The organism is Mesorhizobium sp. CA16 (assembly GCF_020165175.1).
Taxonomy (GTDB): domain Bacteria; phylum Pseudomonadota; class Alphaproteobacteria; order Rhizobiales; family Rhizobiaceae; genus Mesorhizobium.
Window position 1 is genome coordinate 267,358 of the sequence record NZ_JAIUHP010000002.1, and the last position, 26,497, is coordinate 293,854.

The following is a 26,497-nucleotide window of genomic DNA, read 5'->3' on the forward strand; positions in this document are numbered from 1 at the left end:
GGTTGATGCCTGCCTATAACAACCTTTCCGCGATTCCCTTCCGGGAGGACCGTATGGCAGGATTTGACATCGTTATGCGAGGCCGCGAGGCCTAGGTCGGCGCTGGCGCTCCGAGGGTTTCTCGGAGAGCCAGACGCGGACCAGGCATCTGCCGCTGCCGGTCGCCGCCTCAGGGCAGGCGGCCTACCATACTGAACCTCCCGCTTTCAGGGTCGCCGCAACGCGCGGACGCGGGTTTTCCAATTCGATTTTTACCGGGACCGGGCTTGTTTGCGCCCGGATGACATCATGGCTCGTTTCAAGATCGACCTGCGCGCAAGCGCCTTTCGCAGCGTGCTTGGCTTTACGTTCAGCCATTGGCGCCACCAGCCGTGGCGGCTTTCGCTCATCATGGGCGCCTTCCTGCTCTCGACGCTCGCCGACGTGCTGACACCCTTCTATTCCGGCCGCCTGGTCGATGCCGTCGCCAGCGGCGCCGGAACCGACGCAGTCGCCTGGAATGCGGCGATGACGGCGTTCTCGACCCTGATGGCGCTGGCGCTGGCCGGTGTCGCGCTGCGCAATGTCGCGTTCCTGTGCATCGTCCAGTTGACGCTGAAGATGATGTCGGACATCGCGGCCGACGCCTTCCATCGGGTGCAGCGCTTTTCGACGGACTGGCACGCCAACAGCTTTGCCGGATCGACGGTGCGCAAGATAACGCGCGGCATGTGGGCGCTGGACCTGCTCAACGACACGATCCTGATCGCGCTGCTGCCGTCGGTCGTCATGCTCGTCGGCTCCACGCTGCTGCTCGGCTGGTTCTGGCCGTTGATGGGGACCGTGGTGGCCGCCGGTTCGGTGCTGTTCATCGCCGTCACGGCGATGCTGTCGCTCGGCTATGTCGCGCCTGCTGCGCGGCTCGCCAACAGCTGGGACACGCGGCTGGGCGGCTCGCTGGCAGACGCGGTGAGCTGCAACGCCGTCGTCAAGGGCTTCGGCGCGGAGGCTCGCGAGGAAGCGCGGCTGGCGCGCGTCGTCGCCAAATGGCGCCTGCGCACCGGCCGCACCTGGATGCGCGGCACTGCCAACGGCACCACGCAAGGGGTGCTGCTGCTGGTGATGCGGGCGGCGGTCATCGGTCTTGCCCTCATGTTGTGGGCCTGGGGCCAGGCGAGCGCCGGCGACGTTGCTTTCGTGCTGACCTCGTTTTTCGTGCTGCAGGGATATCTGCGCGACATCGGCACGCATATCCGCAACCTGCAGCGCTCGATCAACGACATGGAGGAACTGGTTGACTTCCAGTCCGAGCCGCTCGGCATCGAGGACCGGCCCGGCGCTCGGCCGATCCGGATCGGCGACGGGCACATCGCCTTCGACAAGGTGACGTTCCACTACGGCACCCACCTTCTGCCGCTCTACCGCGATTTCTCGGTCGATATCGCGGCCGGCGAGCGCATCGGACTGGTCGGGCATTCGGGCTCGGGCAAGACGACCTTCGTCAAGCTGATCCAGCGGCTTTATGATGTGAGTGCCGGGCGGATACTGATCGACGGGCAGGACATCTCGCAGGTCGAGCAGGCTTCGTTGCGCAGCCAGATCGCCATCGTTCAGCAGGAGCCGATCCTGTTCCACCGGTCGCTCGCCGAAAACATCGCCTATGCCAGGCCCGGCGCCAGCCAGGCCGAGATCGAGCATGCGGCCAAACTCGCGAGCGCGCATGATTTCATCACCAGCCTGCCCAAGGGCTATGGAACCCTGGTCGGCGAGCGTGGCGTGAAGTTGTCGGGCGGCGAGCGTCAACGTGTGGCGATCGCCCGCGCCTTCCTGGCCGACGCGCGCATTCTGATCCTGGACGAGGCGACATCGAGCCTTGATTCGGAATCGGAAGTGCTGATTCAGAAGGCGATGGAGCGATTGATGGTCGGGCGCACGACCCTGGTGATCGCGCACCGGCTCTCGACGGTGCGCGCGCTCGACCGGCTGCTGGTCTTCGATCGCGGGCGTATTGCCGAGGAAGGTTCGCATGACGAGCTGATCCGGCTGAACGGCGGCATCTACCGGCGGCTGTTCGAGCGTCAGGCGCTCGAGCTGACCAAGGGCCTCGTCGCCTGAGGAAAGGACGGCGCCCGGCCTCCGCCGGGCGCCATCAGCCGCAACACGGTTGCAACCGCTCTCCCGTCATACGGTTAGAGGGGTTCAATATGTTTTTCAAATTACTTTATATATATTGAAATTTTTAGGAAATTATATTTTAGATTTTAGCTATTCACGCACATTCAAACAATGATTTTAATGTATTTACAGAAAAGAAAATCAGATATGGCAGAAGAAGGCCTATAGGATTTTTTTGCAGGAAGCCGACCAGGCGGAGATTTCCTTTGAGAAGCACGACCGCCTTTAGCGCTTTCGTATAGGCAATCACGATGAATCTTGTTTCCGCGAGTCCGGGACAGGTGGTTGCGCCACTGGAATCCCAGCATGGCTCGGTTCGGCCTTTAACCGCCGAGGATCTCGAGCAGGTCGCCGCGCTGTTCCTGATGAAGTTTCGCCATCGTCGCCGCCAGCGCGATCACGCGATCGCGCTGACGGCGGATTATATGAGGGGGCTTTACCTGGACGGGGATGAGAGCAAGGCTCTTGTCCAGATCAACCCGCAGGGCCGCTTGGGTGGCTTCATGGGCGTTCTGAAAGCCCGCTATGAGCTCAATGGAAGAGCATTGAGCGCGGCCATCATCGGTCCCTTCATGACCGACTCCCGCACCGATCACGGTTGGGCCGGCCCGCAATTGCTGCGTGCCCTGCATCAAGGCGAATTCGATCTGTACCTGACCGATTCCGCCAACCGGACATCCTTGGCCTTCGCGCGTCCGATGAAGTATCAGCTGCTGCCGGTGCATTGCCTGGAGTGGACCTGTATTTTCCGGCCGGGCGCCATGGCCGCCGCCGTGCTGCGCCGTAAATGGCCCGGGCTGCCGCGCCTGGCACTCGATCCTTGCGCGAGAGCGTTCGACGCTCTTGCAGGAAAAAGGTTCGAGCCATCGGCCCAGCATTCGTCATCCCAACGGCTCCACCGGGAGCCGATCGATGCGGCCCAATTTGCGGAGCAACTGCCTGCCCTCATGACCGACTACTCCCTTCGGCCGAGTTGGAGGGGCGAGGAGTTGCCGCGGCTGCTCGCGCTGGCGGCCGAGAAGCGGGCCGACGGGCCACTTCATTTCGGCGGGACTTACGACGAAACGGGCAGGATGCTGGGCTGCTACGCCTTCTACGGCCAGGCCGGCGGCATCGCGAACCTATTGCAAATCCAGGCATCCGGATCCCATTGGGGAGCGACGCTGGATGGCCTCATCGCGGCTGCGCGGGAGATGGGCTGCTTCGGCATCGCCGGGCAGACGCAGAACCGGTTCATGCCGCAACTCTTCGGCCACAAGGACGTCTTCTTCCGCTATGCCGGGGGCACGATGGTCCGCTCGCGCATCGCCGAGGTCACCGAAGCGGTCCGCTCCGGCGACATTTTCATCGGCGGGTTGATGGGCGATCGTTGGACCCGGCTCAGTTCCGACGATTTTGGCCGTGCCTGAGCGGGTCAGGCGAACTTGCGCGGCGCGGCGCAGAAGCCGGCAATGATCTGGCAAAGGTCGGGTTCGTTGACCATCCGGATGGCGTCGTTCGGGCCAACCCATTTGCGCGTCCGCGCGCGCTTCTCTTTCCAGCGATCCGCGACGCGGTCGACATGCAGCGGAAAGACCAGTACCTCGCAAGGCACTTCCTCGCCGGAGGCGAGGACTTTGGCGTAGAAATAGCGGCCGGCTTCAACATGCGATATGGAGCCGCGCAGTCCGGCTTCCTCGCCTGCTTCGCGAGCGGCGGCTTCGCAAAGCGGTTCCCTGGCTTCGGGCCAACCCTTGGGCAGCACCCAGCGACCGGTGTCGCGGCTGGTGATCAGCATGATCTCGACGCCGTTCTCACTCTCGCGCCAAGGCAAGGCGGCAACCTGCAGGCGACAAGGCGCAACGCCGAAGAGCCGCCGGACTCTTTCGGCCATCTGGTTGTGCGTCGTCGGCCTCGTCAACATGGTAAGAAGCTGCCCCAGCCTCCAGAATCGTTTGCCACCTTACGAATCTTACGGCGAATTATGAGCTTTAAAAGTAAAAAACTTCACTCCGTCGGAAAATCTCACCAGAAAAAGTCAATCCCGCAAAGTAGTCGTGCTCCTTGGCACGACTAGACGACCCAAGTTTGAGGCAGATTCTCTGGAAAATAAGGTGGCCGTTCAGCCGGCGTGATCGTCGGCGATCGGCTTCTGGTAAGTGAAGCCCATGTCCCACGGGAAGTAGATCCAGGTGTCCTGACTGACCTCAGTGACGAATGTGTCGACCAGCGGACGGCCCTTCGGCTTGGCATAGACCGTCGCGAAATGCGCCTTCGGCATCATCGCGCGCACTATGCCGGCCGTCTTGCCGGTGTCGGTCAGGTCGTCGATTATCAGCACGCCGGCGCCGTCATCGGCGAGCAGCGGCGGCGAAATCTCCTTCAGGACCTGCAGCTGGCCCTGGCTGGTGTAGTCATGATAGGAGGCCACGCACACCGTCTCGATGACGCGGATGCCGAGTTCGCGCGCGATGATGGCGGCGGGCACCAGACCGCCGCGCGTGATGCAGACGATCGCCTTCCATTGCCCCTTGTTGGCGCCGGACAGCCGCCAGGAAAGCGCGCGGGCGTCGCGGTGGAACTGGTCCCAGGAGACGGGAAAGGCTTTTTCGGGAAGGGACATGTTCGCGCACTCCGCAAGCGCGCGCCATCAGCGCGCAGAAACAATGGAATGCAGGCGGAATTAGCTGGAAAGCCTTGCTCTTGGCAAGGGACAGCGGATGGACGTCCCCGGATGATGTTTGACCACGGCAGGTGGGACGGCCCTCGACCTGAATTTCCTGCGATCTTCCGCGGGAGACGGTGGATCTCCGTTTCGAGAGCGTGACTGAGATATCATCGCGGACGGAGAACCGTGTCGCGCTTTCCCGGAGTTGCTCCGGCGTCACCGCGACAGGAAAGCGGCTACATTCGTGCTGCGCAGTACCGTGCGGGTAACGCCGCCGAACAGGAGCTGGCGCAGCCAGGAGTGGCTGTAGGCGCCGAGCACGAGCAGATCGGTGCCGGACTCGGCCATCCTCGACTGGATGATGTCGTCGATTGCCGAGCCATCCGACTTCTGCACCGAGACGCTGACATTGGCGCCGTGGCGCGACAGGGCGGCCGCGATCTCGGCGCCGGCCGCCTCGGGGGATTCGTCCAGGCTCTCGGGCGGATCGATGACAAGAATGTCGGTCTTGTCGGCCTCGGCAATGAAGGGCAGGGCGTCGAAGGCCGCGCGGGCCGCTTCCTTGCTGCCGTTCCAGGCCAGCAACACACGCCTGAAGGTTGTCACCAGCGGGCCGTCATGCGGCACGACCAGCACCGGCCGGCCGGCATCGTAGACCAGCGTGTCGACATCGGCGCTCGGATCGCCGCCGGTGTCACGCTGCGCGGCGATGATCAGATCGGCGGCGCGCACGCTCGATATGCCGGTCAGCGCGCTGTCGCCGGAAAAGCTCTCCAGGCTTCGCCATTCGAAGGAGAGGCCGGATTCCTCGATCCGCTTGAGGAAATAGGCCTGCAATTTGTCGGCGCGCTCCTTGTTCATCTCGGCCGAGACCTGCAGGAATTCGGTGTCGGGAAAGCCCGTGGCCGATGTGTAGGGCACGGGAAGCGCCTCGGCATGGATGCCGACGAGATGGCTCTCGAATCTTTCGGCAAGCGGAAGGGCGCAATCGAGCACGCGCTCGGCGTCCTGTTCGTTCTGCAAAATGGCCACAATCGTCTTGAAGCGCATGGCTGGTCCCTCAATTGTTTACCCCGCGCATCTGCGCGGCAAGGGAACGCCTCAGCGCATTGACTGGTTCCAGCCGCGGATCAGCCTGCCTCGGCCAAGCCCGCCACCATCGCCTCGACGTCCTTGCGCGCGGCCCCGAGCGCTTCCTCGCTGCGGGCGCGGACAACGAGCTCGGTCCAGAACTTGCCGTCGCCATATTTGGGATAGGAGCCGATGATGGTGCCTGGATGCGCCTTCTGGATCTCGGCCAGCGGCCCGCCGATCAGGCCCTCGCCGAAGGGGCAGTGCACCGTGGCCGACAACATTTTGGTGCCTGCCTTGAGCGTCGGCACCACATTGTCGAGCATGGCCTGGAAGATCGACGGCACGCCGGCCATGACATGGACGTTGCCGATGCGGAAGCCCGGCGCGACCGAGACGGGATTGTCGATATGGTCGGCGCCACGCGGCATGCGCGCCATGCGCTTGCGCGCTTCGGTGAACTCGATGCCGCGCCCGGCGTAGCTTGCTTCGAGCAGCGCATAGGCCTTGGCGTCGTATTCGCAAGGCACGCCAAAGGCCTTGGCGATGGAGTCGGCGGTGATGTCGTCATGCGTCGGGCCGATGCCGCCGGTGGTAAAGACGTAGGTATAACGAGCGCGCACGGCATTCACCGCCGCAACGATCTCGTCTTCCTCGTCGGGGACGATGCGCACTTCCTTCAGGTCGATGCCGATCGCCGTCATGATATCGGCGAGATGGCCGATGTTCTTGTCCTTGGTGCGGCCGGAGAGGATTTCGTCGCCGATGACGAGCATGGCGGCGGTGACGATTTCAGGCATGGCGGGCTCCGGCAGCAAAGGTCGCCTGAGATAACGCGGCCCGCGGCGGGCCGCAATGCGAAAGCCGGATCAGCGCTTGTGGCGGCGGCCGTTGCGGATATGGTGCGGTCGGTCGGCTTGGGGTGAAAACATGCTGATGTCGTTTGTCCCGTGGTTGCTCGCCGGCTTGCTCGTCGCGGCGGCGCTTGCCGTGCTGGCCGTGACAGTTGCGACCTGGTGGATTGCGGCAAAGGCCGAAAGACTGGTGCCGGCTTGCGGCAAATTCGTCGAGATCGACGGCAACCGCATCCACTATGTGGAAGAGGGCAACGGCAGGCCGATCATCTTTGTGCACGGGCTGGGCGCTCAACTCCACCACTTCCGCCAGACGCTGTTCGGCCGCTTCGGTCCTGGCTACCGGCTGATCGCCCTCGACCGGCCGGGCTCCGGCTATTCAGTTCGGGCGAGCGGGGCCACCGGCCGGCTGCCCGAGCAGGCTGATATCGTGCGGCGCTTCATCGAGGAATTGCGCCTGGAACGGCCTTTGGTCGTCGGCCATTCGCTCGGCGGGGCCATCGCGCTTGCGCTGGCGACCGGGCATCCGACCGCGATTTCCGGCATTGCGCTGCTCTCGCCGCTGACGCATCTGGAAGCGAGGGGGTGTCAGGGATTTGACCTGCTCTATGTTCCGTCACGGCTGCTGCGCCGTGTCCTGGCCTATACGGTGGCGGTACCGCTCAGCCTCCGTTATGCGCAGCCGACGCTGCAGTTCATTTTCGCGCCGCAAGCGGTTCCGGCAGACTACATGATCGGCGGCGGCGGATGGCTTGGGCTGCGTCCGTCCCACTATTTCGCCACGTCCACCGACGTCGTGGCCGTGGAACGGGATCTTGGCGAAATCGAACGGTCTTACCGCGAAATTGCGATGCCGGCAGGCATTCTGTTCGGCACCGGCGACCAGGTGATCGGCGAGGCGGTCCATGGCCAACCGATGCTGGACAAGATCGACGGCCTCGACTTTGAGCGGATCGAAGGCCTGGGCCACATGCCGCAATTTACGGACCCTGAACGGGTCGTCGCCTTCGTCCAGCGTATCGCCGCGCGCGCTTTCGCGCATTGACCGCAATGACCTTGGCGGGGGCTCGCGGCTCTTCAAGCGGCGTCACGCAAATGTGTCGGACATTCTGTCCTACCCGGAATTTCCAGGGGAACCTTCGCACCCAACCCAGGGTTTCGTTGGTGTCGCCAGGGCCTTGGCGCCCTTTTTTTTGGCGATCAAGAGAATGGAGAATCCAATGATTACAAGACTCATTGCAGCTTCGGCGCTGGTGCTGGCCATGGGTGGCGCAGCCATGGCGCAGTCATCCGATGACTGGTGGTGGTGGCACCGCGATCATCGTCCCGACACGAGGCAGCAGGTAGATCCCTATACCACAGGCAGCATCAATGGCGGCTCCGGGCTGACCACCTACGGGAATACCGGTGGCATGGGGCCGTGCGCCCACAACACACCCGGTCCGGATGCCAACTCGCAACAGAACGTCAACGATAACTACTGCGGTAAGTAGTGCCGCATAGCCACCAGCGGCCGGTGCGAGGCCTTCCGGCTTCGCCGGTCGCGGGGCGGTTCCAACTCGCTTAGTCGGAGACTTCGGTTTGCGGGCGGTCGCGGCCGTCGGCGAGTTCGTCGTGCCACGTGCCTTCAGCGTCCTCATATTGGATGCCGTCGGTGGTGCCGGCAACCTGCTGTTCGGACGAGGCGATCTCGGCGGCGCGCAGCGCCTCCTGGTGCGTGCGGAAAGTCTCGGAAAATGTCGAGCCGACCTTGTAGGCCCAGCCGCCATCATGCTCGACGATCTTGTAAGTCAGCTTCGCCATGGAATCCTCCGGTTAAGAAGCGTGCTCAGTGCAGCTTTCCGTCGGGCAGCCTGTCTTCGGGAACCAGAACTTCCGATTCCCTGGCTGCCTCGACAAGGGCGCGACGCGCGTCCGCTGTCGAACGATAACCTTCCAGCGCTTTGAGGCAAGTGTCGAGAGCATAACGATGGCGATCGCCGCGATTGAGCGGCCAAACGGTCATCAGGCACTCGGCGGCCTCGCGGGTGCTGCTTATCTGGCGGTATTTGCCGACATGGCCGAGCTCGACCACCACCGGCTTTTCAAAGGGTTTGTTGTCCATCATGGCCGCCAACGTAAAGCGGCCAAATTGGTTGCAGTTGTGGCGAGGATCCTGCGCCCAAACGTCTCAGGACCCGGCCGATTTCCGGTTTTGTTTTGACGCAATTCGGACGGAAAGCCACGGCGAAGCCGCCGAGGCTGACCGTGTCACACTTTCCCTGGAATTGCTTTAGCCGGCGGCCTTCATCCAATGCCGCATCGTCGTCACCGAACGTGCCAGCTGCGGCGCGGGATGGATTTCCTCACCGAAGGCGGCGGCCGCGCGCCAGCCCCAGCGCGGGTCGGCGAGGAATGCGCGCGCCAGCGCCACCATGTCGGCACGGCCGTCGGCGACGATCGCCTCGGCCTGGCTCGGATCGTCGATCAGCCCCACGGCGCGCGTCGGAATGCCGGCGCCGTTGCGCACGGCCTCCGCCAGATGCACCTGGTAGCCGGGACCGGGCGGCACCTGCTGCAGGGGCGAATTGCCGCCGCTGGAGCAGCAGATATAGGCGATGCCCTCGGCCTTCAGCGCCTTGGCCACCTCGATTGCGTCCTCGATGTCGAAACCGCCTTCGACCCATTCCTTAACCGAAAGGCGCGCCCCCAGCATCATGGACGGGACGGCCTTTCTCACCGCCCTGGCGATTTCGAGAGCGAAGCGCATGCGGTTTTCCAGCGACCCGCCCCAACGGTCGGTACGCTGGTTGGAGAGCGGCGAGAGGAACTGGAAGATCAGATAGCCATGCGCGGCGTGCAGTTCGGCAAAGTCGAAGCCGGCCCGTTCGGCGCGCACGGCCGATTGCGCAAAACGTGCAATGAGCTCCAGGATCTCGTCCTCCTCCAACGCATGCGGCACGTTCCAGCCCGTGTCGTAGGCGATGGCCGAGGCAGAAACCGTCTGCCAGGGATCTTCGCCCGGCTGCAGCGGACCGCCACCTTCCCAGGGTTTGCGGTTGGAGGCCTTGCGGCCGGCATGGGCAAGCTGGACACCGAATTTCGTGGCGGGCGCGGCGACGCGCCTGGCGGCGTCGAGCGTACGCTTCGCGGCCGCTTCGTTGTCGTCCGAATAGAGGCCGAGGCAGCCATGCGAGATGCGCCCGCGCCGCTCGACATCGGTCATCTCGACCGTCACCATGCCGGCGCCCGACATTGCCAAGTTCATCCAGTGATGGAGATGCCAATCGCTGGCCGAGCCGTCCTCGGCCGAATACTGGCACATGGGGGCAACCGCGATGCGGTTGGGGAAGGTGAGGCCGCCGAGGGTGATCGGCTGGAAAAGCGATGACGTCATGTGAAACGGGCTCCTGGAGAGATACCGCTATCTAGGCAGTCGCGGCGCGGCGCGCCAGACACGAGCCGGTGAGACTCCCCCGCTGGACCAATCGGTTTCGAGGCCAGTCGGATACCAGGCCAGTCGGTTTCCTGGATTGCCTGCGACACCTTTCACCGCTACGCCTTTGCAACCAATACGGAGGTCGTCATGGAAGATCGCATTCGCATCCGTTCGCAGGAGGTCCTTTCGGACGACTGGGCGGTGCTGAAGAAGACGGTGCTCGACTATCGCCGCCGCGACGGGCGATGGGAGACGCAGACCCGCCAGACCTACGACCGCGGCGACGGCGCCGTGATCCTGCCCTTCGATCCGCAGCGCTCGACCGTCCTCCTGGTGCGTCAATTCCGCTTCCCGGCTTACGCCGTAGGCCACCACGAGCCGCTGATCGAGGCTTGCGCCGGCTTGCTCGACGAGAACGATCCCGAAACCGCCATCCGCAAGGAAGCGGAGGAGGAACTGGGTTATCACCTGAAGGATGTCGAGCGGCTGTTTTCGCCGTTCATGAGTCCGGGAAGCGTGACGGAACGGCTCTGGTTCTTCACCGCGCGCTATTCGCCGGCCGACCGCATTTCCGACGGGGGCGGTGCGCCGGAAGAAGGCGAGGACATCGAGGTTCTGGAAATGCCCTTGGACGAGGCGCTGGCCGGCATCGCCGACGGCCGCATCGTCGATGCCAAGACGATTATCCTGATCCAGCATTTGAAGCTCAATCCGATGAGGGGTTGAGTGCCGTCCTCACCGACGAAGAGTGGCCTGCCACCCGAAGCTCCTCCTTCGCCAAGGCTTCGGAGGACTCGTCGAAGAGCGAAGGGGTGGTGCGGACGACGGGAATCGAACCCGTACGATCAGAGATCGAGGGATTTTAAGTCTCTTTTTTGCGGTGTTTCTCGCTCAATAGCCTGAAAAACCGGGACGTCGAGCTGATGGTGAAGTCCGGTTTTCTCCCACATTTGTGGGAAATCCCCACGATATTTCCCACACAATCAAGTGTGCGAGCATGCTCCCTCGCTCTTTGCAAAATCCCACACCACGGGTACATGTGCGGACACTGCGGGCGTGGTGAAATTGGTATACACACCGGACTTAAAATCCGGAGGCTTCGGCCATGCGGGTTCAAGTCCCGCCGCCCGCACCATGCTTCCCATAGGATCGCATCACGGCACGGAGGCAATTTAAGCATGGCTAGACGACCAACGAAAAAACCAGCGAAAAAGATGTCGGCCGGACCGCACAGCTTGGCGCTACGATTGGATGTCATGGGCGTAACCGCATACATGACCAAAGCTGCAATTGAGGAGCTCATCAAAGAGCTAGTCAGGATTAGCGCGTCTGATCCGGAGGAACTCCACGATGTGCATGTTGCGATGCACTTCGGCGGCTGGACGCCCTCAGGCGAATACGTCGCGCCGAGTTTCGGCCATCACCATGGACTTGGGTCAATCCTGACCAAACTGCGCAACGAGCAACTGAAGGACGGCATGACGAAGGCGGAAATCGAACGCGGCATTACGCCAGATGAGGCTTATCGGGCTTTCGATATTACCGTCATGCATGTGTCCCCCGAGGTGGTTCAGCGCGTGGCTATCGAAAACGAAGCGGCCGAAGAGCGCAGCGCCGACTGAGGGCGTTCCCACAAGATTGGGGCGAATGCGAGGGCCTGCAATGGTTGAAAGCGCTTGAAATCTAGGGCGCCCCAAATCGACGTTGCTTAGCTATGATGCCGTGCGCGGCTTCGCGATGTTCCTCAAGCCACACCAGCCGCTTAAAAAACGCTTTGCGCCCTTGACTGGTACCGCCGTTCTCGTAGCCCCGCAGAGCCTTGGCGATCTGAGCATTCAGTTGCTCAAGGCTAAGCGCCTCGATTTCTTTATCTGTAGTCGGGACCGGCGAGCGTTTTCCCATCAACAAAGCCTCTTCTCGCAAGGACGGCGCTTGGTTTTAAGTCCCTTGCGTCTACCAATTCCGCCACGTCCGCAGGCATGCCCTTTTCAAATGCCTGATATGAGCCGTCAAGCCATGTTTCGGGTCGGCTGCGCTTTGTGCGGCCGTCCTGCCCCTTCTTAGGCGCAGATTTAATATTAGTGATATTTAAAATGCCAGTTTCTCCGAACTGATCCCATTAGCGTTTGTGTGCGAGTCTATGGCCGGCTTTGATGGTGGAACCCATGCGTGGGCCAGGCTGGATCAGGGGACTGCGGGAGGAGGAGGCGCGGCAGCTGCGCAGGGAGATCGGTCGGCTCGAACGGGGGCTAATCGAGGCCGCCAATTCGAAGGCTAAATGGAACCTGCACGAGGTCGCGCACACGTTGCGCTGGCAAAAGGCCCGGCTGCGGCGGCTGGAGGAGTGTCTCGAGGCCATGCCTGAAGGAAAGATGGCTTCGGACCGATCCTGATCGTTCAGCCAAGCATGTCCGCTAGGCGGGGCAGGGCGGTGGGAAAGTGGCGCGATCACGCTATTACGGCCTGCCCTGGGAACGCTAATGTTTGCGCCGTGGCGGATCGATCCGCCGAGGCCGGCGTCTATCAGGCCCCTACCCATTCCCCCGCCCCCTGCGGGCGCCGGCCACCTGAATTTTCAAGAGATGCGGAAGGGTGTGTTGCGCATCTCGCGGCACCGCAAGCCTCAGAATTTGTAGCTGAAATTCACGCCTAGCGTCTGCAGCTTCACGTCCTGGTCGCGGTCGGCGAAGGTGTCCGGCGCATCGAAATGCTCCTTGCCGAAATCGTAGTAGCGGTATTGCGCGCCGACGACGACGTTGTTGGTCAAGGCATAGTCGACGCCGGCGCCGAGCGTCCAGCCGGTGCTGGTGCGGGTTTGGGCAAAGGCCGTCACTGCCGCCTGCGAGGTCTCGATGCCGGCGAAAGCGACGCCGCCGATGCCGTAGATCAGCACGCGATCCATGGCGTAGCCGGCCTTGGCATCGATCGATCCGAACCATTTGATGTCGGTGCCGAATGTGTTTGCCGGGCCGGCCTCGGCGGTGCCGTCGATCGAGGCGTAGTTGAGATCGGCCTCGGCGCCGATCACGGCCTGGTCGAATTGCCAGAGCCCCGCAACATGGCCGCCGACGAAACCGCCATCGATGTCGGGCTTCACCGAACCGCCCTCGACGCTGATGTCGGACCGGCCCCAGCCATAGCCGGCCTGCATGCCGGCATAGTAGCCGGTCCAGTCGAAGCCGGGCGCGGTCATCGGCAGATTAGTGCCTAGGTCCGCTGCCCAGGCAGAGCCGGACAGCAGGGCAAGAAGGCCGGCACTGGCGAGCGTCAGTCGACGCATAGGGCGCTCCGAAATGGCGGTTTCGAAAGACTCCTTCGGGCAGACTAGCCCCAATCACTGCGAAACGGAATTGCATCTCTGCAACAGTGGTTTACGACCTGACGCTCTGGCTCCGGACGCCGACATTTGCCAAACTGGCCCATGCAGAGGACTCAAAGCCCATGACGAACGCCAAGCCGACTAGCGCCGCAAAGCCAAAGCCGTGGACGCAAGTGGCGACACATCTTGTCGACGTCGCGATGGGCCGAAAGCCGGCCGATCTGGTCATCCGCAACGGTCGTTGGGTGAACGTCCATTCGGGCGAGATCATCCCCGGCACCGATATCGCGATCGCCGCCGGCCGCTTCGCCTATTGCGGGCCGAACGCAGGCCATGCCATCGGGCAGCGGACGAAGGTCGTCGATGCCGGCGGGCGCTATCTGGTCCCCGGCCTTTGCGACGCGCACATGCATGTCGAGAGCGGCATGGTGACGGTGACGGAGTTCTGCCGTGCGGTCATCCCGCACGGCACGACCTCGATGTTCATCGATCCGCACGAGATCGCCAATGTGCTTGGACTGCCGGGCGTGCGCCTGATGCACGACGAGGCGGTCGCGATGCCGATCAACGTGCATGTGCAGATGCCGTCCTGCGTGCCGTCGGCGCCGGGGCTGGAGCATGCCGGCGCCGAATTGACCGTTGCCGACGTTGCCGAGGCTATGACCTGGGAAAACATCATCGGGCTTGGCGAGGTGATGAATTTTCCCGGCGTTGCCGCAAACGATCCGGTGATGTCGGGCGAGATCGCCGAGACGGTCAAGGCCGGCAAGACGGTCGGCGGGCACTATGCATCGCCCGATCTCGGCCTACCGTTTCACGGCTACGTCGCCGGCGGGGCGGAGGATGACCATGAAGGCACGCGCGCGGAGGATGCGATCGCGCGCGTGCGCCAGGGCATGAAGGCAATGCTGAGGCTGGGATCGGCCTGGTACGACGTCGCGGCGCAGATCAAGGCGGTGACCGAAGGCGGCATCGACCCGCGCAACTTCATCCTGTGCACCGATGACAGCCATTCCGGCACGCTGGTGCATGAAGGCCATATGGATCGCGTGGTGCGGCATGCCATCAGCCAGGGGCTGAAGCCGGTGACGGCGATCCAGATGGCGACGCTCAACACGGCGCAGCATTTCAGGCTGGAGCGCGAGATCGGCTCCATCGCGCCCGGACGGCTGGCTGATCTGCTGATCGTTTCGGACCTTGCCCGGATGACCATCGACGAGGTCTATGCCCGCGGCGTCCGGCTGGCCAAGGCCGGCAAGCTCGAGATCGACATCCCCGCCTATGACTATCCGCAATCCGCGAAGAACACTGTCAAGCTCGGCAAGAAACTCGCGGCGAAGGATTTTGACATTTCCGCGCCGCAGGGCGCCAACGAGGTGCGGGCGCGGGTGATCGGCGTGATCGAGAACCAGGCGCCGACGCGGGCTCTGGAAGCCGATCTGGCGGTCGAGGACGGGTTGGTCGCCATGGATCGCCGCAACGACATCTGCCAGATCGCCCTGGTCGAGCGGCATCGCGGCACGGGCGGCATCACCAACGCCTTCGTCTCCGGCTTCGGCTATGTGAAAGACTGCGCGATGGCGTCCAGCGTGGCGCATGACGCGCACCACATAATCGTCGTCGGCACCAACAAGGGGGATATGGCCTTGGCCGTCAACCGGCTGGGCGAGGTGGGCGGCGGCGTCGTGCTTTATTCCGAGGGCAAGGAACTGGCGCTGGTCGAGATGCCGATCGCCGGCCTGATGTCGGACGAACGCGCCGAGATCGTCGCGGCCAAGGCCGATCAACTGACCGAGGCGATGCGCAAGGTCGGTTGCTCGCTCAACAACGCCTATATGCAGCACTCGCTGCTGGCGCTCGTGGTCATTCCGGAGCTCAGGATCTCGGATGTCGGCCTTGTCGACGTGACGACGTTCCGGAAGGTCGATCTTTTTATCTGAGTGCCAGCTATCCGCCGGTCGCGATTGTCAACACACGGAACGGCGTGGTGATGACGACCTCGGCGACCGAGCCGACCGCCTTGCCGAGGCCTTGGCCGATATCGTTGAGCTGCGTCGGGTCGGGCTCGTCCGACGCAAGGCCGGCCGGTGTGCGCAGCCGGTTGCCCAGCAATTGCACCAGGATCGGGTTATCGGCGAATTTGGCGTGGTTCAGTCCGTCGCCGCCCTTGGCGTGGGTCAGGTCGACGACCGTCACACCGTAATCAGCGAGGTCGGCCGCGTTGCCGTAGTCGCCGACGCGCGGCTTGTCGCCGGAAATGAAGCTCGACAGCTTCAGCGCACGGTCGTCGCCCGAAAGCAGGATGGCGAAGGGCTTGTCGGGCTTGCCGTAGCGGATCATCTGCTTCTTGAAGACATCGACGTCGATGTCGGGCGAGGCGAGGATGACATAGCCGAGCTTGCCGCCGAGATCGCGGTCGCCGGTGATAGCGAGCTGGCGCAGCGCCTCCATCGTCAGCCAGGTGCCCATCGAATGGGCGATGATGTCGATGCTCTTGACGCGTGTCTTGGCAAGCATCCGCAGCGTCGCCTCGAGATCGTCGCGTGCGGCGGTCGAACTGTCCTTGTCATAGATGTAGCCGGTCGCCTTGGCGCTCGATGCCCATGAGAACAGCACCGGCGTTCCGGGATATTTGGTGTCATGCGCTATCTGCGTGATGCGGTAGATGCCGTCGTCGAAACCGTTGTTGAAGCCGTGCACGAACACCAGGGCACGGTCGCCGCGCATGGAAATGTCGGCGCCGACCGCCTTGGCGAATTGCCGCGCGTCGCCATAGTGGACGACATCGGTGGCGGTGAACTGCTTGGCCGGATTGGAGTCTGCCGAGCCCTTGGCGCGCTCGATCGCGCCGACCTGGTGGATCTTCGGCACGGTGACGTCGACGCGGGCGTAGCTGGTGGTCAGCGAACGGTCGCCGTCGAAGACCTGGCGCGGATCCTTGGTCGCCTGCTGGCGGGTGGTGGCGACGAAGATCTCATGCGTGGCGGCGATGTCGGAGGCAGGCGCTGTAACTGTTTTGCGGTTGAGAAGATCATGCGTGGGACCGGCGCAGCCGGCGAGGGCGAGCGTGAAGGCAAGGCCGACAACGATCTTCACATGCGCAATCACCCGGGGTCCCCCAAGGGCGGCAACATCTCTTGCTACTGCGATAAAGCCAGAGAGCGGCCGGGTCCAGTTCAAAGTCCCTGCGGCGCGGAACCCGCACCGATACGGTTACTGCGCAGCCAGCTGACGGATGCGGTCCGTCACATCACGATCGCTGGCAAAGCCATCGTCCTCGCGCAGCCGCTGTCCGATCATCTGCACCATCATCGGATTGTCGGCGAATTTGGTGTGGTTGAAACTGTCGACGCCCTTGATCTTGGAGAGGTCGACCACCGTGACGCCATAGGAGGCGAGATCTGCGGCATCCCGATAGTCGCCGACGCGCGGCCGCGCGCCGGCGATCAGGCCGGAGAGCCGCAGCGCCCGGTCGTCGTCCGACAGGAGCAGGATGAAGGGCTTGTCCGGCTTGCCGTAGCGGCGCATCTGGCTCTTGAACACATCGACATCGATGTCGGGCGAGGCGAGCACAACGTCGCCGAGCTTGCCGCCGAGATCGCGGTCGCCGGTGATGGCAAGCTGGCGCAGCGTCTCCATCGTCACCCAGGTTCCCATCGAATGGGCGACAATGTCGATGCGCCGGGCGCCGGTCTGCGCCAGCATCCGCAGCGTCACCTCCAGCTGGTCGCGGGCGGCGGCGGCGCTTTCCTTGTCATAGACATAGTCGGTGGTCTTGGCGCCGGAGGCCCAGGAAAACAGCACCGGCGTGCCCGGATAGCCGGAATCGTGGACGATCTGGGTCAGCCGGTAGACGGCATCGTCGAAGCCGGTGTTGTAGCCGTGGACGAAAACCATGACGCGGCCGCCGCGGGCGTCGATGTCGGTGTTGAGGGCGCTGGCGAATTTCGGCTGCGTGTCGTAGCCGACGACTTCGGAGGCCATGAAATATTTCGTCGGGTCGTTCGACTTGCCGCGCGAACGGCGCTCGATCTGGCCGGTCTGGTGAATGGGGGGAACGGTGACGTTGACACGCGCATAGTTGAGGGTCGCCGAGCGTTCGCCGTCAAAAACCTTGTTCGGGTCGTCGGAGCGCTTGCGGGTCGTGGCGATGAAGATCGAGTGGTTGCCGGCGATCTCGGTCGCCGTCGTCGGCACGACGACGCTGCCCAGGATTTCCTGCGTCTGCTGGCCCGCGCAGCCTGCTATCAGCAGGGCAAAGGCGATGATCAGAATTGTCTTCAACCGCACGTCGACACTTTCACTGGCATTCCACTCCGGCCACGATTGGCCGTCCACCTCCGCGGAAATCTCCCGGACAGCCGAAGTGCGGCTAAAGTAAGTCGTGTCCAGCGGAAATTGGCTCAGCGTCGGGCGACGGCCATCGCACTGTTGCGCGAAAGCCAAAACGGCGGCAGGAAGATTGCAGGCGCGGGATATGGCTGTCCTGGCGTACCGCCGAGACCAAATGAGGGACTTCTATTGAACAGCTTCTCTTCTCGCGTCGCCGCTGCCGCCGAGGCGATCCGCGAAATCTTTCCGGAAACGCCGCTGCAGGAGAACGATTATCTGTCCAAGAAGACAGGCGCGCGCATCCTTTTGAAGCGTGAGGATCTGACGCCGGTGCGCTCCTACAAGATCAGGGGCGCGTTCAACTTCTTCCGCAAGGCGCTCGCCGCCGGCAATAATGCCGAGCTGTTCGTCTGCGCCTCGGCAGGCAATCACGCCCAAGGCTTTGCCTTCGTCTGCCGCCATTTCGGCAAGAAGGGCGTCGTGTTCATGCCGGTGACGACGCCGCAGCAGAAGATCGACAAGACGCGGCTGTTCGGCGGCGATTTCGTCGAGATCAGGCTGGTCGGCGACTTCTTCGACGATTGCTACCGCGCCGCCTTCGAATTCACCGAAGCCGCCGGCGCGCATATGGTGCCGCCCTTTGACCACAAGGACATTATCGAGGGCCAGGCGACGGTTGCCTACGAGATCGCGGCCCAGATGCCGGGCGGGCGCGTGCCCGACATCGTCATGCTGCCGGTGGGCGGCGGCGGCCTCGCCGCCGGTGTGACCCACTATTTCGCCGACCAGCATCGCGATCCGCGTTTCGTGTTCTGCGAGCCGGCGGGCGCGCCGAGCCTGCGCGAGAGCCTTGCCGGCGGCAAGCGGGTCAAGCTCGCCAAGGTCGACAATTTTGTCGACGGTGCCGCGGTGGCCGAGATCGGACGCGAGCCGTTGCGCCATCTCAAGGACTTCACCGCCGATGCCGTGCGGCTGGTTCCGGAGAACCGGCTCTGCGCCACTATGATCGAGATGCTCAATGTCGAGGGGGTCGTACTGGAGCCGGCCGGCGCGCTGGCGATCGACGCGCTCAAGGATTTTTCGCGCAAGGAGATCAGGGGCAAGACCATCGTCGCGGTCGTCTCCGGCGGCAATTTCGACTTCGAGCGGCTGCCGGACGTGAAGGAGAGGGCGCTGCGCTTCGAGGGGCTGAAGAAGTATTTCATCATCCGCTTCCCGCAACGGCCGGGCGCGCTGCGTGATTTCCTCGAAATGCTCGGTCCCGACGATGACATCGCCCGCTTCGAGTATCTGAAAAAATCGGCGCGCAATTTCGGCTCGGTGCTGATCGGCATCGAGACCAAGGACCGGCGCAATTTCGACCTGCTGAAGACCAATTTCGACGCCGAAGGCGTGCAATATCAGGATATCACCGACAACGAGACGCTGGCGGGGTTCATCATATGAAGGGCCCGGTTTTCGTTGCGCTATTTTCCGGCATCAATGTCGGCGGCAACCGCATCGTCAAAATGGCGGAGCTCAAAGCCTTCTTCGAAAGTCTCGGCTTCAGCGATGTCGCGACTTATGTGCAGAGCGGCAATGTCGTGTTCCGGGCGAAGAAGGGGGACGCGGCGGCGCTGACCAAGGAGATCGAGGCTGCCTTCGAGAAGAAGTGGGGTTTTCATTCGCGCATCATGGTGCGCGATGCCGGCTGGTTCGAGCGGCTGGTGAAGGACAATCCCTATCCCGAGGTCGCCGGCGAGCCGACCAAGCTGCACGCTTATGCGCTGGAACGGGAGCCGACCGCCGAGGAGACGAAGCGGCTCGCCGACAAATGCTCCGGCCCCGAGCGCTTCGAGATCAAGGGCGACGTGCTTTATCTTCATGCGCCGGACGGGCTCGGCAAATCGGTGTTCGCCAACCTCATCCCGCGTACCTTGAAGGTGCCGGGCACGGCGCGCAACTGGCGCAGCGTGCTGGCCCTGCTCGACATGGCCGGCAAGGCCGGCGGCTGACTGTCCGAGGCACTTTTCCCGGAATTGCTCCGGCTCAGGCGGCCTTTTGCCAATCGAAGCTTAGTTCCTCGCGGAAGGCGAAACGCTTGATATGGTCCGCGACCACGCTCTCCAGCCGCTCCAGCGACGCTTCGTCGTCGGCGGCCACAGCGATGTGCAGGGCCCGATCGTCGGCATCCATCACGGTGCGGCCGATCGAGAGCTGGATGGCGCCGTGCTGCGGGTCGAACTCGACCGGGAATTTATGCGACCAGTGCTTGCAGAGCTGCTGCAGGTAGCGGCTGGCATGTTCGGTGGCGACATCGGCGCGGCTGGTCAGCATGGAATTCTCCTGGCGGATGAAGAAACGCCAGCCTGGATGAGGCTGGCGCCAATTGCGGATAGATAAGCAGCGCCGGGCGAAACGCCAGCCGCCCCCGGTCAAATCGGGGTGGATTTACCAGGCCCCCGTGTTCGGCATCGAGGCCCATGGTTCGGCCTTCGCCTTGGCCGGGCCTTTCTGCAGCAGCTCGATCGAGATGCCGTCCGGCGAGCGGACAAAAGCCATGTTGCCGTCGCGCGGCGGACGATTGATGGTCACGCCATTGTCCATCAGCTTCTGGCAGGTTGCGTAAATGTCGTCGACCTCATAGGCGAGGTGGCCGAAATTGCGGCCGCCCTTATAGTCCTCCGGGTCCCAATTGTAGGTCAATTCGATCAGCGGCGCCTTCTCATGGATGCCGCTTTGCTCGTCTTCCGGCGCGGCGAGGAAGATCAACGTGTAGCGGCCCTGCTCGTTCTCGTAGCGGCGCACCTCCTTGAGGCCGAGCTTGTTGCAGTAGAAATCGAGCGACTGGTCGATATCGGCGACGCGGACCATTGTGTGCAGATAGCGCATGGCGGCTTCCTCAAAGTGTTGGGGTTGGAAGGCACCATAGGAGCCGTCCGGGGAAAGGGCAATCGTCCGACAATAGCGGCGGCACGGTCGACTTCAGGCCTTGCGATTTCGGCTTCCGGAAGCGCCGGCAAAGGACATTTCAGCGTTTCCGGTGCTGAACGGTGAAAAAAGGCACGTCAGCCCTTGCACACCCCGGAAGCCGCAGTGTTAATCTCTTGGCAAGAATCAGTTGCAGTTCAGTTGGAAAAAAGGGGGCATTCTTATGGGGGAAAAAGCCTCTTTCACGAGGCGGGACGGAAGCCTTGACGACGCCTTGCAGCGGGACAATGGCGGCGACTCCGCCGAGCTTGTCGAAATCGCCGGCGCTATCAAATGGTTCGACGTGGCCAAGGGCTACGGCTTCATTCTTCCGGACGACGGCGTCTCGGGTGATATTCTCCTCCATGTGACATGTCTTCGAAGGGACGGTTTCCAGACGGCGCTCGAGGGCGCGCGGGTCGTCTGCCTGGTAAAACAGGGCGAGCGCGGCTTGCAGGCTTTCCGCGTCCTTTCCATGGATGCTTCGACGGCCGTCCACCCGGCAGAGCAGGAACAGCGCACCCACGTCACCGTCAACCCGGAGAGCGGCCTTGAGCGAGCCTTGGTCAAGTGGTTCAACCGTACCAAGGGTTTCGGCTTCCTGACGCGGGGCGAGGGGACGGAAGACATCTTCGTCCACATGGAGACGCTGCGGCGCTACGGCATAACCGAGCTCCGGCCCGGCCAAGTCGTGCTCGTTCGGTTCGGGCGCGGCGACAAAGGCCTTATGGCCGCCGAAATCCACCCCGATATGGGTACCTTGTCGGTCTCGCATTGAGGGCTTCTCGACGCGGTCGAAAAGTCCCTTTGCCGCGGCGCGACCATCTTGTCCGAAAACCGGTTCCACTTGTCCGGATCATGGTTTAGGACGAGCGTCTGGACGAGGTACGCATGGTTCATCGCAATTGGCTGACTGCGGGCATATTCTGTGCCGCGATCGTTTTCGCCGCCTGTTTCATCGCTGCGAAGCCAAGTTCGGCGGATGCGATGCTGCTGCCGATCGACCGGACGCCGCTTGTGGTGTCGACCGGTTCGGGAGAGCGTTCCTTCTCCATCGAGATCGCCGATACCTCCGCCGAACGCGAGGCGGGACTGATGTTTCGCCGGACCATGGCAGACGATCACGGCATGTTGTTCGTCTTTGAAAGAACGGACGAGGTGGACTTCTGGATGAAGAACACGCCGATGGCGCTCGACCTGATCTTCATCGGTGAGGATGGCAGGATCAAAGCCATCAAGCGCGGCGAGCCCGAATCCGAAGCGATCATCTCGCCGGGACAACCCGTGCGCTTCGTGCTTGAGCTCAAGGCCGGCACAGCCGCCAGGGACGGCATCAAGGAAGGCGATCTGTTGCGCCACCCGGCTATCGGTACTGGCGCCAACTGAAAAGCAAATCTGCCGATGCAGTTCTTTTCCCATGACGGTTTCGAACTTGCCTATCTCGATCGCCAGCCGGCCTCGGGGCAGGGCGACCCGGTGCTGATGATCCATGGCTTTGCCTCCAGCCACTATGTCAACTGGGTCTCGCCGGGCTGGTTCAAGACGCTGAACGACGCCGGCTACCGGGCGATTGCCTTCGACCATCGCGGACATGGCTCGTCGTCGAAGAGCTATGACGAGGCCGATTACACGCCTGAAAAGATGGCGTCCGACGCGGCCGCGCTGCTCGATCATCTCGGCATCGAGCGCGCGCATGTCATGGGCTATTCGATGGGCGCGCGCGTCTCGGCCTTCCTGGCGCTCTCCGATCCGGAGAAGGTCGCGACGCTGGTGTTCGGCGGCCTCGGCATCGGCATGGTCGACGGCGTCGGCGACTGGGATCCGATCGCGGCGGCCCTGCTGGCGGAAGACCCTTCCCAAACCACTCATCCGCGCGGGCGCTCCTTTCGCGCTTTCGCAGATCAGACGCGCAGCGACCGTCGCGCGCTTGCCGCTTGCATCGTAAAGTCGCGCGAGTTGCTCAGCGAGGATGACATGGCCCGCATCGCCCAGCCGACACTGATCGCCGTCGGCACGAGGGACGATATCGGCGGCTCGCCGGACGAGCTTGCCGCCCTCATGCCTAACGCCAGGGCATTTCACATCGAGGGACGGGACCACATGCTCGCCGTCGGCGACAAGAGCTTCAAACAGCGCGTGCTCGAGTTCTACGCCGAAAACCCGCTCTGAGCGCGCGGCGCTGCTGGGCTGACCATGGTCGATCTGCTCGTCGCGCTAGCCCTGCGCCCTCCTGTCGGCGAGGGACCTCGCCATGACGCACAGCAGCTCGAACATCATCGTCGCGCCGGCCAGCGCCGTCATGCCGCCGACGTCGAAGGGAGGCGCGACCTCGACGACATCGGCGCCGACGAAATTCAATCCGTCCAAAAATCGAACCAACTCCTGCGCCTCGCGTGTCGTGAAACCGCCGATCTCCGGCGTGCCGGTGCCGGGAGCCATGGACGGGTCGATGCAATCGATGTCGAACGTCACATAGGTCGGGCTGTTGCCGACTAGATCGCGCGCTTCCTGCATGACCGAAGCGACTCCGCGCCGGACGAATTCTTCCATATAGATGATGCGCACGCCCTGAGCGGTCGCCCAATCGTGTTCGCCCGGTTCATAGATCGAGCCTCTGATCCCGATCTGGACAATCCGTTTCGGGTCGAGCAGCCCTTCCTCGATCGCGCGACGAAAAGGCGTTCCGTGGGTGTAGGGATTGTCGCCGAAATAGCGGTCGTTGGTGTCGGAATGCGCATCGAAGTGGATCATGCCGACCGGCCGCTTGCGGGCCACCGCGCGCAGCACCGGCAGCGTCGTCAAATGATCGCCGCCCGCAGCAAGCGGCAGGGCACCGTCCGCCACGATCGCGGCAATGCCGTCCTCGATGCGCTTCAACCCGTCGAGCAGGTTGATCGGGTTGACCGAGACGTCGCCGACATCGGCAATATTGGCGATGCTGAACGGTTCGGTTCCCGAGACATGGTGGACCCGGCGCATGAGGCTCGACTGGTTCCTGATTTCGCGCGGACCGTGGCGGGCGCCGGCCCGGTTGGTCGTGCCGCCGTCCCAGGGAATTCCGACAAGGGCGATGTCGAGCCCCTTCGCGCTCGGCACGGCCGGCAGCCGCATGAAAGTGGAAAGCCCGGCAAAGCGCGGCACCTGCGCGGCGTCGACGGGTTGGTGGAAGCTGTTTTCCATGGTGACGGCCATCCCAGAACGGTTCACGTTCGATAGCGATCGCAGGGCCTTGAATTTGGGCATAGAGGCAAAGCCCTGCGTGAGTATGGGCCTATCAGGGCTGGTCTTGCAGGGCTTGCAGTGAACGGCCGAGATTTTCCCTGGCCTGCGCCTCGAACCGATCCCGGAACTCGGTCGTATGGAAAATGTGCGGACGGGCGAGGAAACTCTTCAGAACGGCCGAGCGGCCGGCGTGCCACATCGGCTCGTCCACCCAGCCATATTCCAGCCGGACCGCCTTCTCGTAAGCATCGAACACCGCGGGTTCGGCGCCGAGGATCGCCAGATCCATGTCGAGCAAAAGCGCCGCATCGTTGAGCGCATTCTCGTCGCGTAAAAGCGGCAATTGATGGGTGGCGGTGGCGTTGATCATCGCCGCTATGCGGGCGAGGCGAGGAGGATCGACGCGCCCGGCGAGCTTTTTCTCGGCCAGGTCTGCGCTTTTTGCCTCATTGTCCTTGGCGCGGCTGTCATAGATCGCGTCATGAAACCAGATCGCCGCTTCGATGGCGCCCGGGTCGTCGAGTAGGTCTCGGTATTCTTCAGCCAGCGCCAGCATGGCCTCGATATGGGCGAGGTTGTGATAGTGCCGGTCCCCGGCCTGATAGAGGGCGCAAAGCTCGGCTTTCAGCGCAACATCGATCAGCGTCTCTTTTTCCATGACGAATTTTTCCGGGCGGCTAACGCTGGCAGGACAACGCAAGTCGCCGCCGGCTTCAAGAGCATATGTATCCGATTGACCAAAATGCGCGACGGGGGGAAGCTGCCGAGATCGAACCCAAGGAGCGTGACATGACCGGCGGGACCAGACCTGGCACGATCGACATGAAATTGGAGGCGGTCGTCATCCCGGTTGCCGATGTCGATCGAGCCAAGGGTTTCTATGCCGGCTTGGGCTGGAGGCTCGATGCCGACTTCGTGGTCGGCGACGCGTTCCGGGTCGTGCAGTTCACGCCGCCGGGTTCGCCATGTTCGATCCATTTCGGCACGGGCCTCACATCGGCCGCGCCTGGTTCGGCGAAAGTGCTTTATCTGATCGTGTCCGATATTGAAGCGGCCCGGGCTGAACTCGTGGCGCGTGGCGTCGAGGCAAGCGACGTCTTCCACCGCGACGGCCCCGGCCAGCCGCCGATCAAAGGCCGGCATCCGGAGGGGCGCAGCTATTCCTCGTTCGTCACATTCAGCGATCCGGACGGCAATGGCTGGCTGCTGCAGGAGATCACCCAGCGCTTGCCCGGGCGTGTCGATGCGCGCGACACGACGTTCACTTCATCCCCGGAACTTGCGGCTGCGCTGCGGCGGGCCGCGGCGGCACACGGCGAACATGAGAAACGCGCTGGCGGACAGTACGACAAGAACTGGCCTGACTGGTACGCCGCTTACATGGTGGCGGAACAGGCCGGAACGGCATTGCCGCAATGAGGTCTGACGCCGGACTGTGCCCGTTTCCTACGTTTGGGAAGACGACAATCGAGGCGATTTCGAATGCGCTCCCGATCAAGGGTTCGTTTTCCATCGCCGCTTGAATTTGCGTGAACCAGGTCCATTTGACAAAGCACTAAGGAAAATTGAGTTCAACCGTGCTATGATGTGGCCTATATGTGCCGCCGGAGAATGAGGAAGGCCGGAGAGCGTCGATGAACAGCATTACGATTGCCCGCCCCAGCAGGGTGCAGCCGGTCGATCCGATCTGGCGGTCGATCCGCGACGAAGCGATGGAGGCGGTGAACCGCGATCCGTTGCTGGCGGCCTTCCTCTATTCGACGATCCTCAACCAGGAGAGCCTGGAAGAAGCGGTGATCCACCGGCTTGCCGAGCGCCTTGATCACCAGGATATCGGCTCTGATCTCATCCGCCAGACCTTCAAAGCCATGCTGGACGACGATCCTGACTGGAGCACGACGGTGCGCGTCGACATCCAGGCCTATTACGATCGCGACCCGGCCTGCGACCGTTTCATCATGCCGGTGCTCTATTTCAAAGGTTTTCACGCCATCCAGACGCATCGTCTGGCGCACTGGCTGTGGAACCATGGCCGCCGGGACTTTGCGCTCTACCTGCAGAGCAGGTCGTCGTCGGTGTTCCAGACCGATATCAACCCGGCCGCTCGCATCGGCAAGGGTATCTTTATCGATCACGCCACCGGGCTGGTCGTCGGCGAGACGGCGGTCATCGAGGATGACGTGTCGATCCTGCACGGCGTGACGCTGGGCGGCACCGGCAAGGCCAATGGCGACCGTCATCCGAAGATCCGCCGCGGCGTGCTGATCGGCGCCGGCGCCAAGATTCTCGGCAATATCGAGGTCGGTCATTGCTCGAAGATTGCCGCCGGTTCGGTGGTGCTGTCGCCCGTGCCGCACAACAAGACGGTCGCCGGCGTGCCGGCGCGGGTCGTGGGGGAAACCGGCTGCGACCAGCCCTCGCGACAGATGGACCAGCTCCTGCCGTCGCAGAGCATGGACCACGTGGTCAGCTTCGACATCTGAGACTGTCAGCCCGCCTGGTGACCGGAATCCGGCTACGGTTTTCAAGTG

General features: G+C 63.0%; 30 protein-coding genes and 1 tRNA gene. 16 read left to right on the top strand and 15 right to left on the bottom strand.

Annotated features, from left to right (window positions below; translation table 11 throughout):
* Positions 1-288: 288 nt before the first annotated feature.
* A complete protein-coding gene (locus tag LB525_RS05045) occupies positions 289-2,094 on the top strand; it encodes an ABC transporter ATP-binding protein (RefSeq protein WP_224525462.1) in 1,806 nt (601 codons plus the stop codon).
* A gap of 311 nt (positions 2,095-2,405) precedes the next feature.
* The gene (locus LB525_RS05050) at positions 2,406-3,563 is read left to right on the top strand and encodes a hypothetical protein (RefSeq protein ID WP_224543775.1); all 1,158 of its coding nucleotides are present in this window, start codon (positions 2,406-2,408) and stop codon (positions 3,561-3,563) included.
* A gap of 5 nt (positions 3,564-3,568) precedes the next feature.
* On the opposite strand, the gene LB525_RS05055 is transcribed toward LB525_RS05050, so the two are convergent.
* The 4 genes from LB525_RS05055 to LB525_RS05070 form a co-directional block, all read right to left on the bottom strand.
* Positions 3,569-4,057 carry an NUDIX hydrolase gene (locus tag LB525_RS05055; RefSeq protein WP_224543776.1) on the bottom strand — a complete coding sequence of 163 codons (489 nt, stop codon included), beginning with the start codon at positions 4,055-4,057 and terminating at the stop codon, positions 3,569-3,571.
* Positions 4,058-4,255: 198 nt separating this feature from the next.
* The gene (gene gpt, locus LB525_RS05060; RefSeq protein ID WP_095765134.1) at positions 4,256-4,756 is read right to left on the bottom strand and encodes a xanthine phosphoribosyltransferase; all 501 of its coding nucleotides are present in this window, start codon (positions 4,754-4,756) and stop codon (positions 4,256-4,258) included.
* A gap of 261 nt (positions 4,757-5,017) precedes the next feature.
* Positions 5,018-5,851, bottom strand: a complete 834-nt coding sequence (locus LB525_RS05065; protein ID WP_224525470.1) for a universal stress protein — start codon at positions 5,849-5,851, stop codon at positions 5,018-5,020.
* 80 nt (positions 5,852-5,931) lie between these two features.
* The gene (locus LB525_RS05070; RefSeq protein ID WP_224543777.1) at positions 5,932-6,672 is read right to left on the bottom strand and encodes a competence/damage-inducible protein A; all 741 of its coding nucleotides are present in this window, start codon (positions 6,670-6,672) and stop codon (positions 5,932-5,934) included.
* A gap of 136 nt (positions 6,673-6,808) precedes the next feature.
* On the opposite strand from LB525_RS05070, the gene LB525_RS05075 reads away from it, so the two are divergent.
* Positions 6,809-7,771, top strand: a complete 963-nt coding sequence (locus LB525_RS05075) for an alpha/beta fold hydrolase (RefSeq protein ID WP_224543778.1) — start codon at positions 6,809-6,811, stop codon at positions 7,769-7,771.
* 175 nt (positions 7,772-7,946) lie between these two features.
* Positions 7,947-8,219 carry a hypothetical protein gene (locus LB525_RS05080; RefSeq protein WP_224525477.1) on the top strand — a complete coding sequence of 91 codons (273 nt, stop codon included), beginning with the start codon at positions 7,947-7,949 and terminating at the stop codon, positions 8,217-8,219.
* Between the two features lie 70 nt (positions 8,220-8,289).
* On the opposite strand, the gene LB525_RS05085 is transcribed toward LB525_RS05080, so the two are convergent.
* The 3 genes from LB525_RS05085 to LB525_RS05095 all read right to left on the bottom strand — a co-directional run bounded on the left by LB525_RS05085 (position 8,290) and on the right by LB525_RS05095 (position 10,102).
* Positions 8,290-8,529, bottom strand: coding sequence for a DUF2188 domain-containing protein (locus LB525_RS05085; protein ID WP_095765137.1), 240 nt, complete (start codon positions 8,527-8,529; stop codon positions 8,290-8,292).
* 25 nt (positions 8,530-8,554) lie between these two features.
* The gene (locus LB525_RS05090; protein WP_095765138.1) at positions 8,555-8,833 is read right to left on the bottom strand and encodes a DUF982 domain-containing protein; all 279 of its coding nucleotides are present in this window, start codon (positions 8,831-8,833) and stop codon (positions 8,555-8,557) included.
* A 165-nt stretch (positions 8,834-8,998) separates the two neighbouring features.
* Positions 8,999-10,102, bottom strand: a complete 1,104-nt coding sequence (locus LB525_RS05095) for an NADH:flavin oxidoreductase/NADH oxidase (RefSeq protein ID WP_224543779.1) — start codon at positions 10,100-10,102, stop codon at positions 8,999-9,001.
* Positions 10,103-10,291: 189 nt separating this feature from the next.
* On the opposite strand from LB525_RS05095, the gene LB525_RS05100 reads away from it, so the two are divergent.
* The 3 genes from LB525_RS05100 to LB525_RS05110 all read left to right on the top strand — a co-directional run bounded on the left by LB525_RS05100 (position 10,292) and on the right by LB525_RS05110 (position 11,766).
* Complete coding sequence (locus LB525_RS05100) at positions 10,292-10,870, top strand: NUDIX domain-containing protein (protein ID WP_140627472.1); 579 nt, start codon at positions 10,292-10,294, stop codon at positions 10,868-10,870.
* A 324-nt stretch (positions 10,871-11,194) separates the two neighbouring features.
* Positions 11,195-11,279 (top strand) — tRNA-Leu (locus LB525_RS05105).
* 43 nt (positions 11,280-11,322) lie between these two features.
* Positions 11,323-11,766: a hypothetical protein gene (locus tag LB525_RS05110; RefSeq protein WP_224543780.1), complete on the top strand. Its 444-nt coding sequence runs from the start codon at positions 11,323-11,325 to the stop codon at positions 11,764-11,766.
* A gap of 61 nt (positions 11,767-11,827) precedes the next feature.
* Here LB525_RS05110 and LB525_RS05115 read toward each other — a convergent pair whose 3' ends face one another.
* Positions 11,828-12,046 (bottom strand): hypothetical protein, encoded by a 219-nt coding sequence (locus LB525_RS05115; protein WP_224543781.1) that lies wholly within the window; start codon positions 12,044-12,046, stop codon positions 11,828-11,830.
* 263 nt (positions 12,047-12,309) lie between these two features.
* Between LB525_RS05115 and LB525_RS05120 the strand changes: the two genes are divergently transcribed.
* Entirely contained in the window at positions 12,310-12,537 is a 228-nt protein-coding gene (locus LB525_RS05120) for a hypothetical protein (protein ID WP_095765580.1), read from the top strand.
* A gap of 230 nt (positions 12,538-12,767) precedes the next feature.
* On the opposite strand, the gene LB525_RS05125 is transcribed toward LB525_RS05120, so the two are convergent.
* On the bottom strand, positions 12,768-13,424 hold the full coding sequence (locus tag LB525_RS05125; RefSeq protein WP_224543782.1) for an outer membrane protein: 657 nt from the start codon (positions 13,422-13,424) through the stop codon (positions 12,768-12,770).
* Positions 13,425-13,585: 161 nt separating this feature from the next.
* Between LB525_RS05125 and ade the strand changes: the two genes are divergently transcribed.
* Positions 13,586-15,403, top strand: coding sequence for an adenine deaminase (gene ade, locus LB525_RS05130; protein WP_224543783.1), 1,818 nt, complete (start codon positions 13,586-13,588; stop codon positions 15,401-15,403).
* Positions 15,404-15,410: 7 nt separating this feature from the next.
* Here ade and LB525_RS05135 read toward each other — a convergent pair whose 3' ends face one another.
* Both LB525_RS05135 and LB525_RS05140 read right to left on the bottom strand, forming a co-directional pair.
* Entirely contained in the window at positions 15,411-16,571 is a 1,161-nt protein-coding gene (locus tag LB525_RS05135) for an alpha/beta hydrolase (protein ID WP_224543784.1), read from the bottom strand.
* Between the two features lie 105 nt (positions 16,572-16,676).
* Positions 16,677-17,753, bottom strand: a complete 1,077-nt coding sequence (locus tag LB525_RS05140) for an alpha/beta hydrolase (protein ID WP_140840540.1) — start codon at positions 17,751-17,753, stop codon at positions 16,677-16,679.
* 231 nt (positions 17,754-17,984) lie between these two features.
* On the opposite strand from LB525_RS05140, the gene ilvA reads away from it, so the two are divergent.
* Both ilvA and LB525_RS05150 read left to right on the top strand, forming a co-directional pair.
* Positions 17,985-19,241 (top strand): threonine ammonia-lyase IlvA, encoded by a 1,257-nt coding sequence (gene ilvA, locus LB525_RS05145; RefSeq protein ID WP_224543785.1) that lies wholly within the window; start codon positions 17,985-17,987, stop codon positions 19,239-19,241.
* A complete protein-coding gene (locus tag LB525_RS05150; RefSeq protein WP_224543786.1) occupies positions 19,238-19,789 on the top strand; it encodes a DUF1697 domain-containing protein in 552 nt (183 codons plus the stop codon). The genes ilvA and LB525_RS05150 overlap by 4 nt, the downstream gene beginning before the upstream one ends.
* A 34-nt stretch (positions 19,790-19,823) precedes the next feature.
* Here LB525_RS05150 and LB525_RS05155 read toward each other — a convergent pair whose 3' ends face one another.
* Positions 19,824-20,111: a DUF2218 domain-containing protein gene (locus tag LB525_RS05155; protein WP_224525489.1), complete on the bottom strand. Its 288-nt coding sequence runs from the start codon at positions 20,109-20,111 to the stop codon at positions 19,824-19,826.
* Positions 20,112-20,225: 114 nt separating this feature from the next.
* Positions 20,226-20,666 carry a lactoylglutathione lyase gene (gene gloA / locus LB525_RS05160; RefSeq protein ID WP_224543788.1) on the bottom strand — a complete coding sequence of 147 codons (441 nt, stop codon included), beginning with the start codon at positions 20,664-20,666 and terminating at the stop codon, positions 20,226-20,228.
* Between the two features lie 262 nt (positions 20,667-20,928).
* On the opposite strand from gloA, the gene LB525_RS05165 reads away from it, so the two are divergent.
* The 3 genes from LB525_RS05165 to LB525_RS05175 all read left to right on the top strand — a co-directional run bounded on the left by LB525_RS05165 (position 20,929) and on the right by LB525_RS05175 (position 22,913).
* Positions 20,929-21,522 (top strand): cold-shock protein, encoded by a 594-nt coding sequence (locus LB525_RS05165; protein ID WP_095765583.1) that lies wholly within the window; start codon positions 20,929-20,931, stop codon positions 21,520-21,522.
* A gap of 113 nt (positions 21,523-21,635) precedes the next feature.
* Positions 21,636-22,130, top strand: a complete 495-nt coding sequence (locus LB525_RS05170; protein WP_224543790.1) for a DUF192 domain-containing protein — start codon at positions 21,636-21,638, stop codon at positions 22,128-22,130.
* Positions 22,131-22,145: 15 nt separating this feature from the next.
* Positions 22,146-22,913, top strand: coding sequence for an alpha/beta fold hydrolase (locus tag LB525_RS05175; protein WP_224543792.1), 768 nt, complete (start codon positions 22,146-22,148; stop codon positions 22,911-22,913).
* Positions 22,914-22,958: 45 nt separating this feature from the next.
* On the opposite strand, the gene speB is transcribed toward LB525_RS05175, so the two are convergent.
* Positions 22,959-23,924: an agmatinase gene (gene speB, locus LB525_RS05180; RefSeq protein ID WP_224543794.1), complete on the bottom strand. Its 966-nt coding sequence runs from the start codon at positions 23,922-23,924 to the stop codon at positions 22,959-22,961.
* Between the two features lie 94 nt (positions 23,925-24,018).
* Positions 24,019-24,624, bottom strand: coding sequence for a hypothetical protein (locus LB525_RS05185; protein WP_224543795.1), 606 nt, complete (start codon positions 24,622-24,624; stop codon positions 24,019-24,021).
* A gap of 131 nt (positions 24,625-24,755) precedes the next feature.
* Between LB525_RS05185 and LB525_RS05190 the strand changes: the two genes are divergently transcribed.
* Positions 24,756-25,385 (top strand): VOC family protein, encoded by a 630-nt coding sequence (locus tag LB525_RS05190; protein ID WP_224543796.1) that lies wholly within the window; start codon positions 24,756-24,758, stop codon positions 25,383-25,385.
* Between the two features lie 215 nt (positions 25,386-25,600).
* Positions 25,601-26,449 carry a serine O-acetyltransferase gene (gene cysE / locus LB525_RS05195; protein WP_095765150.1) on the top strand — a complete coding sequence of 283 codons (849 nt, stop codon included), beginning with the start codon at positions 25,601-25,603 and terminating at the stop codon, positions 26,447-26,449.
* Positions 26,450-26,497 lie beyond the last annotated feature (48 nt).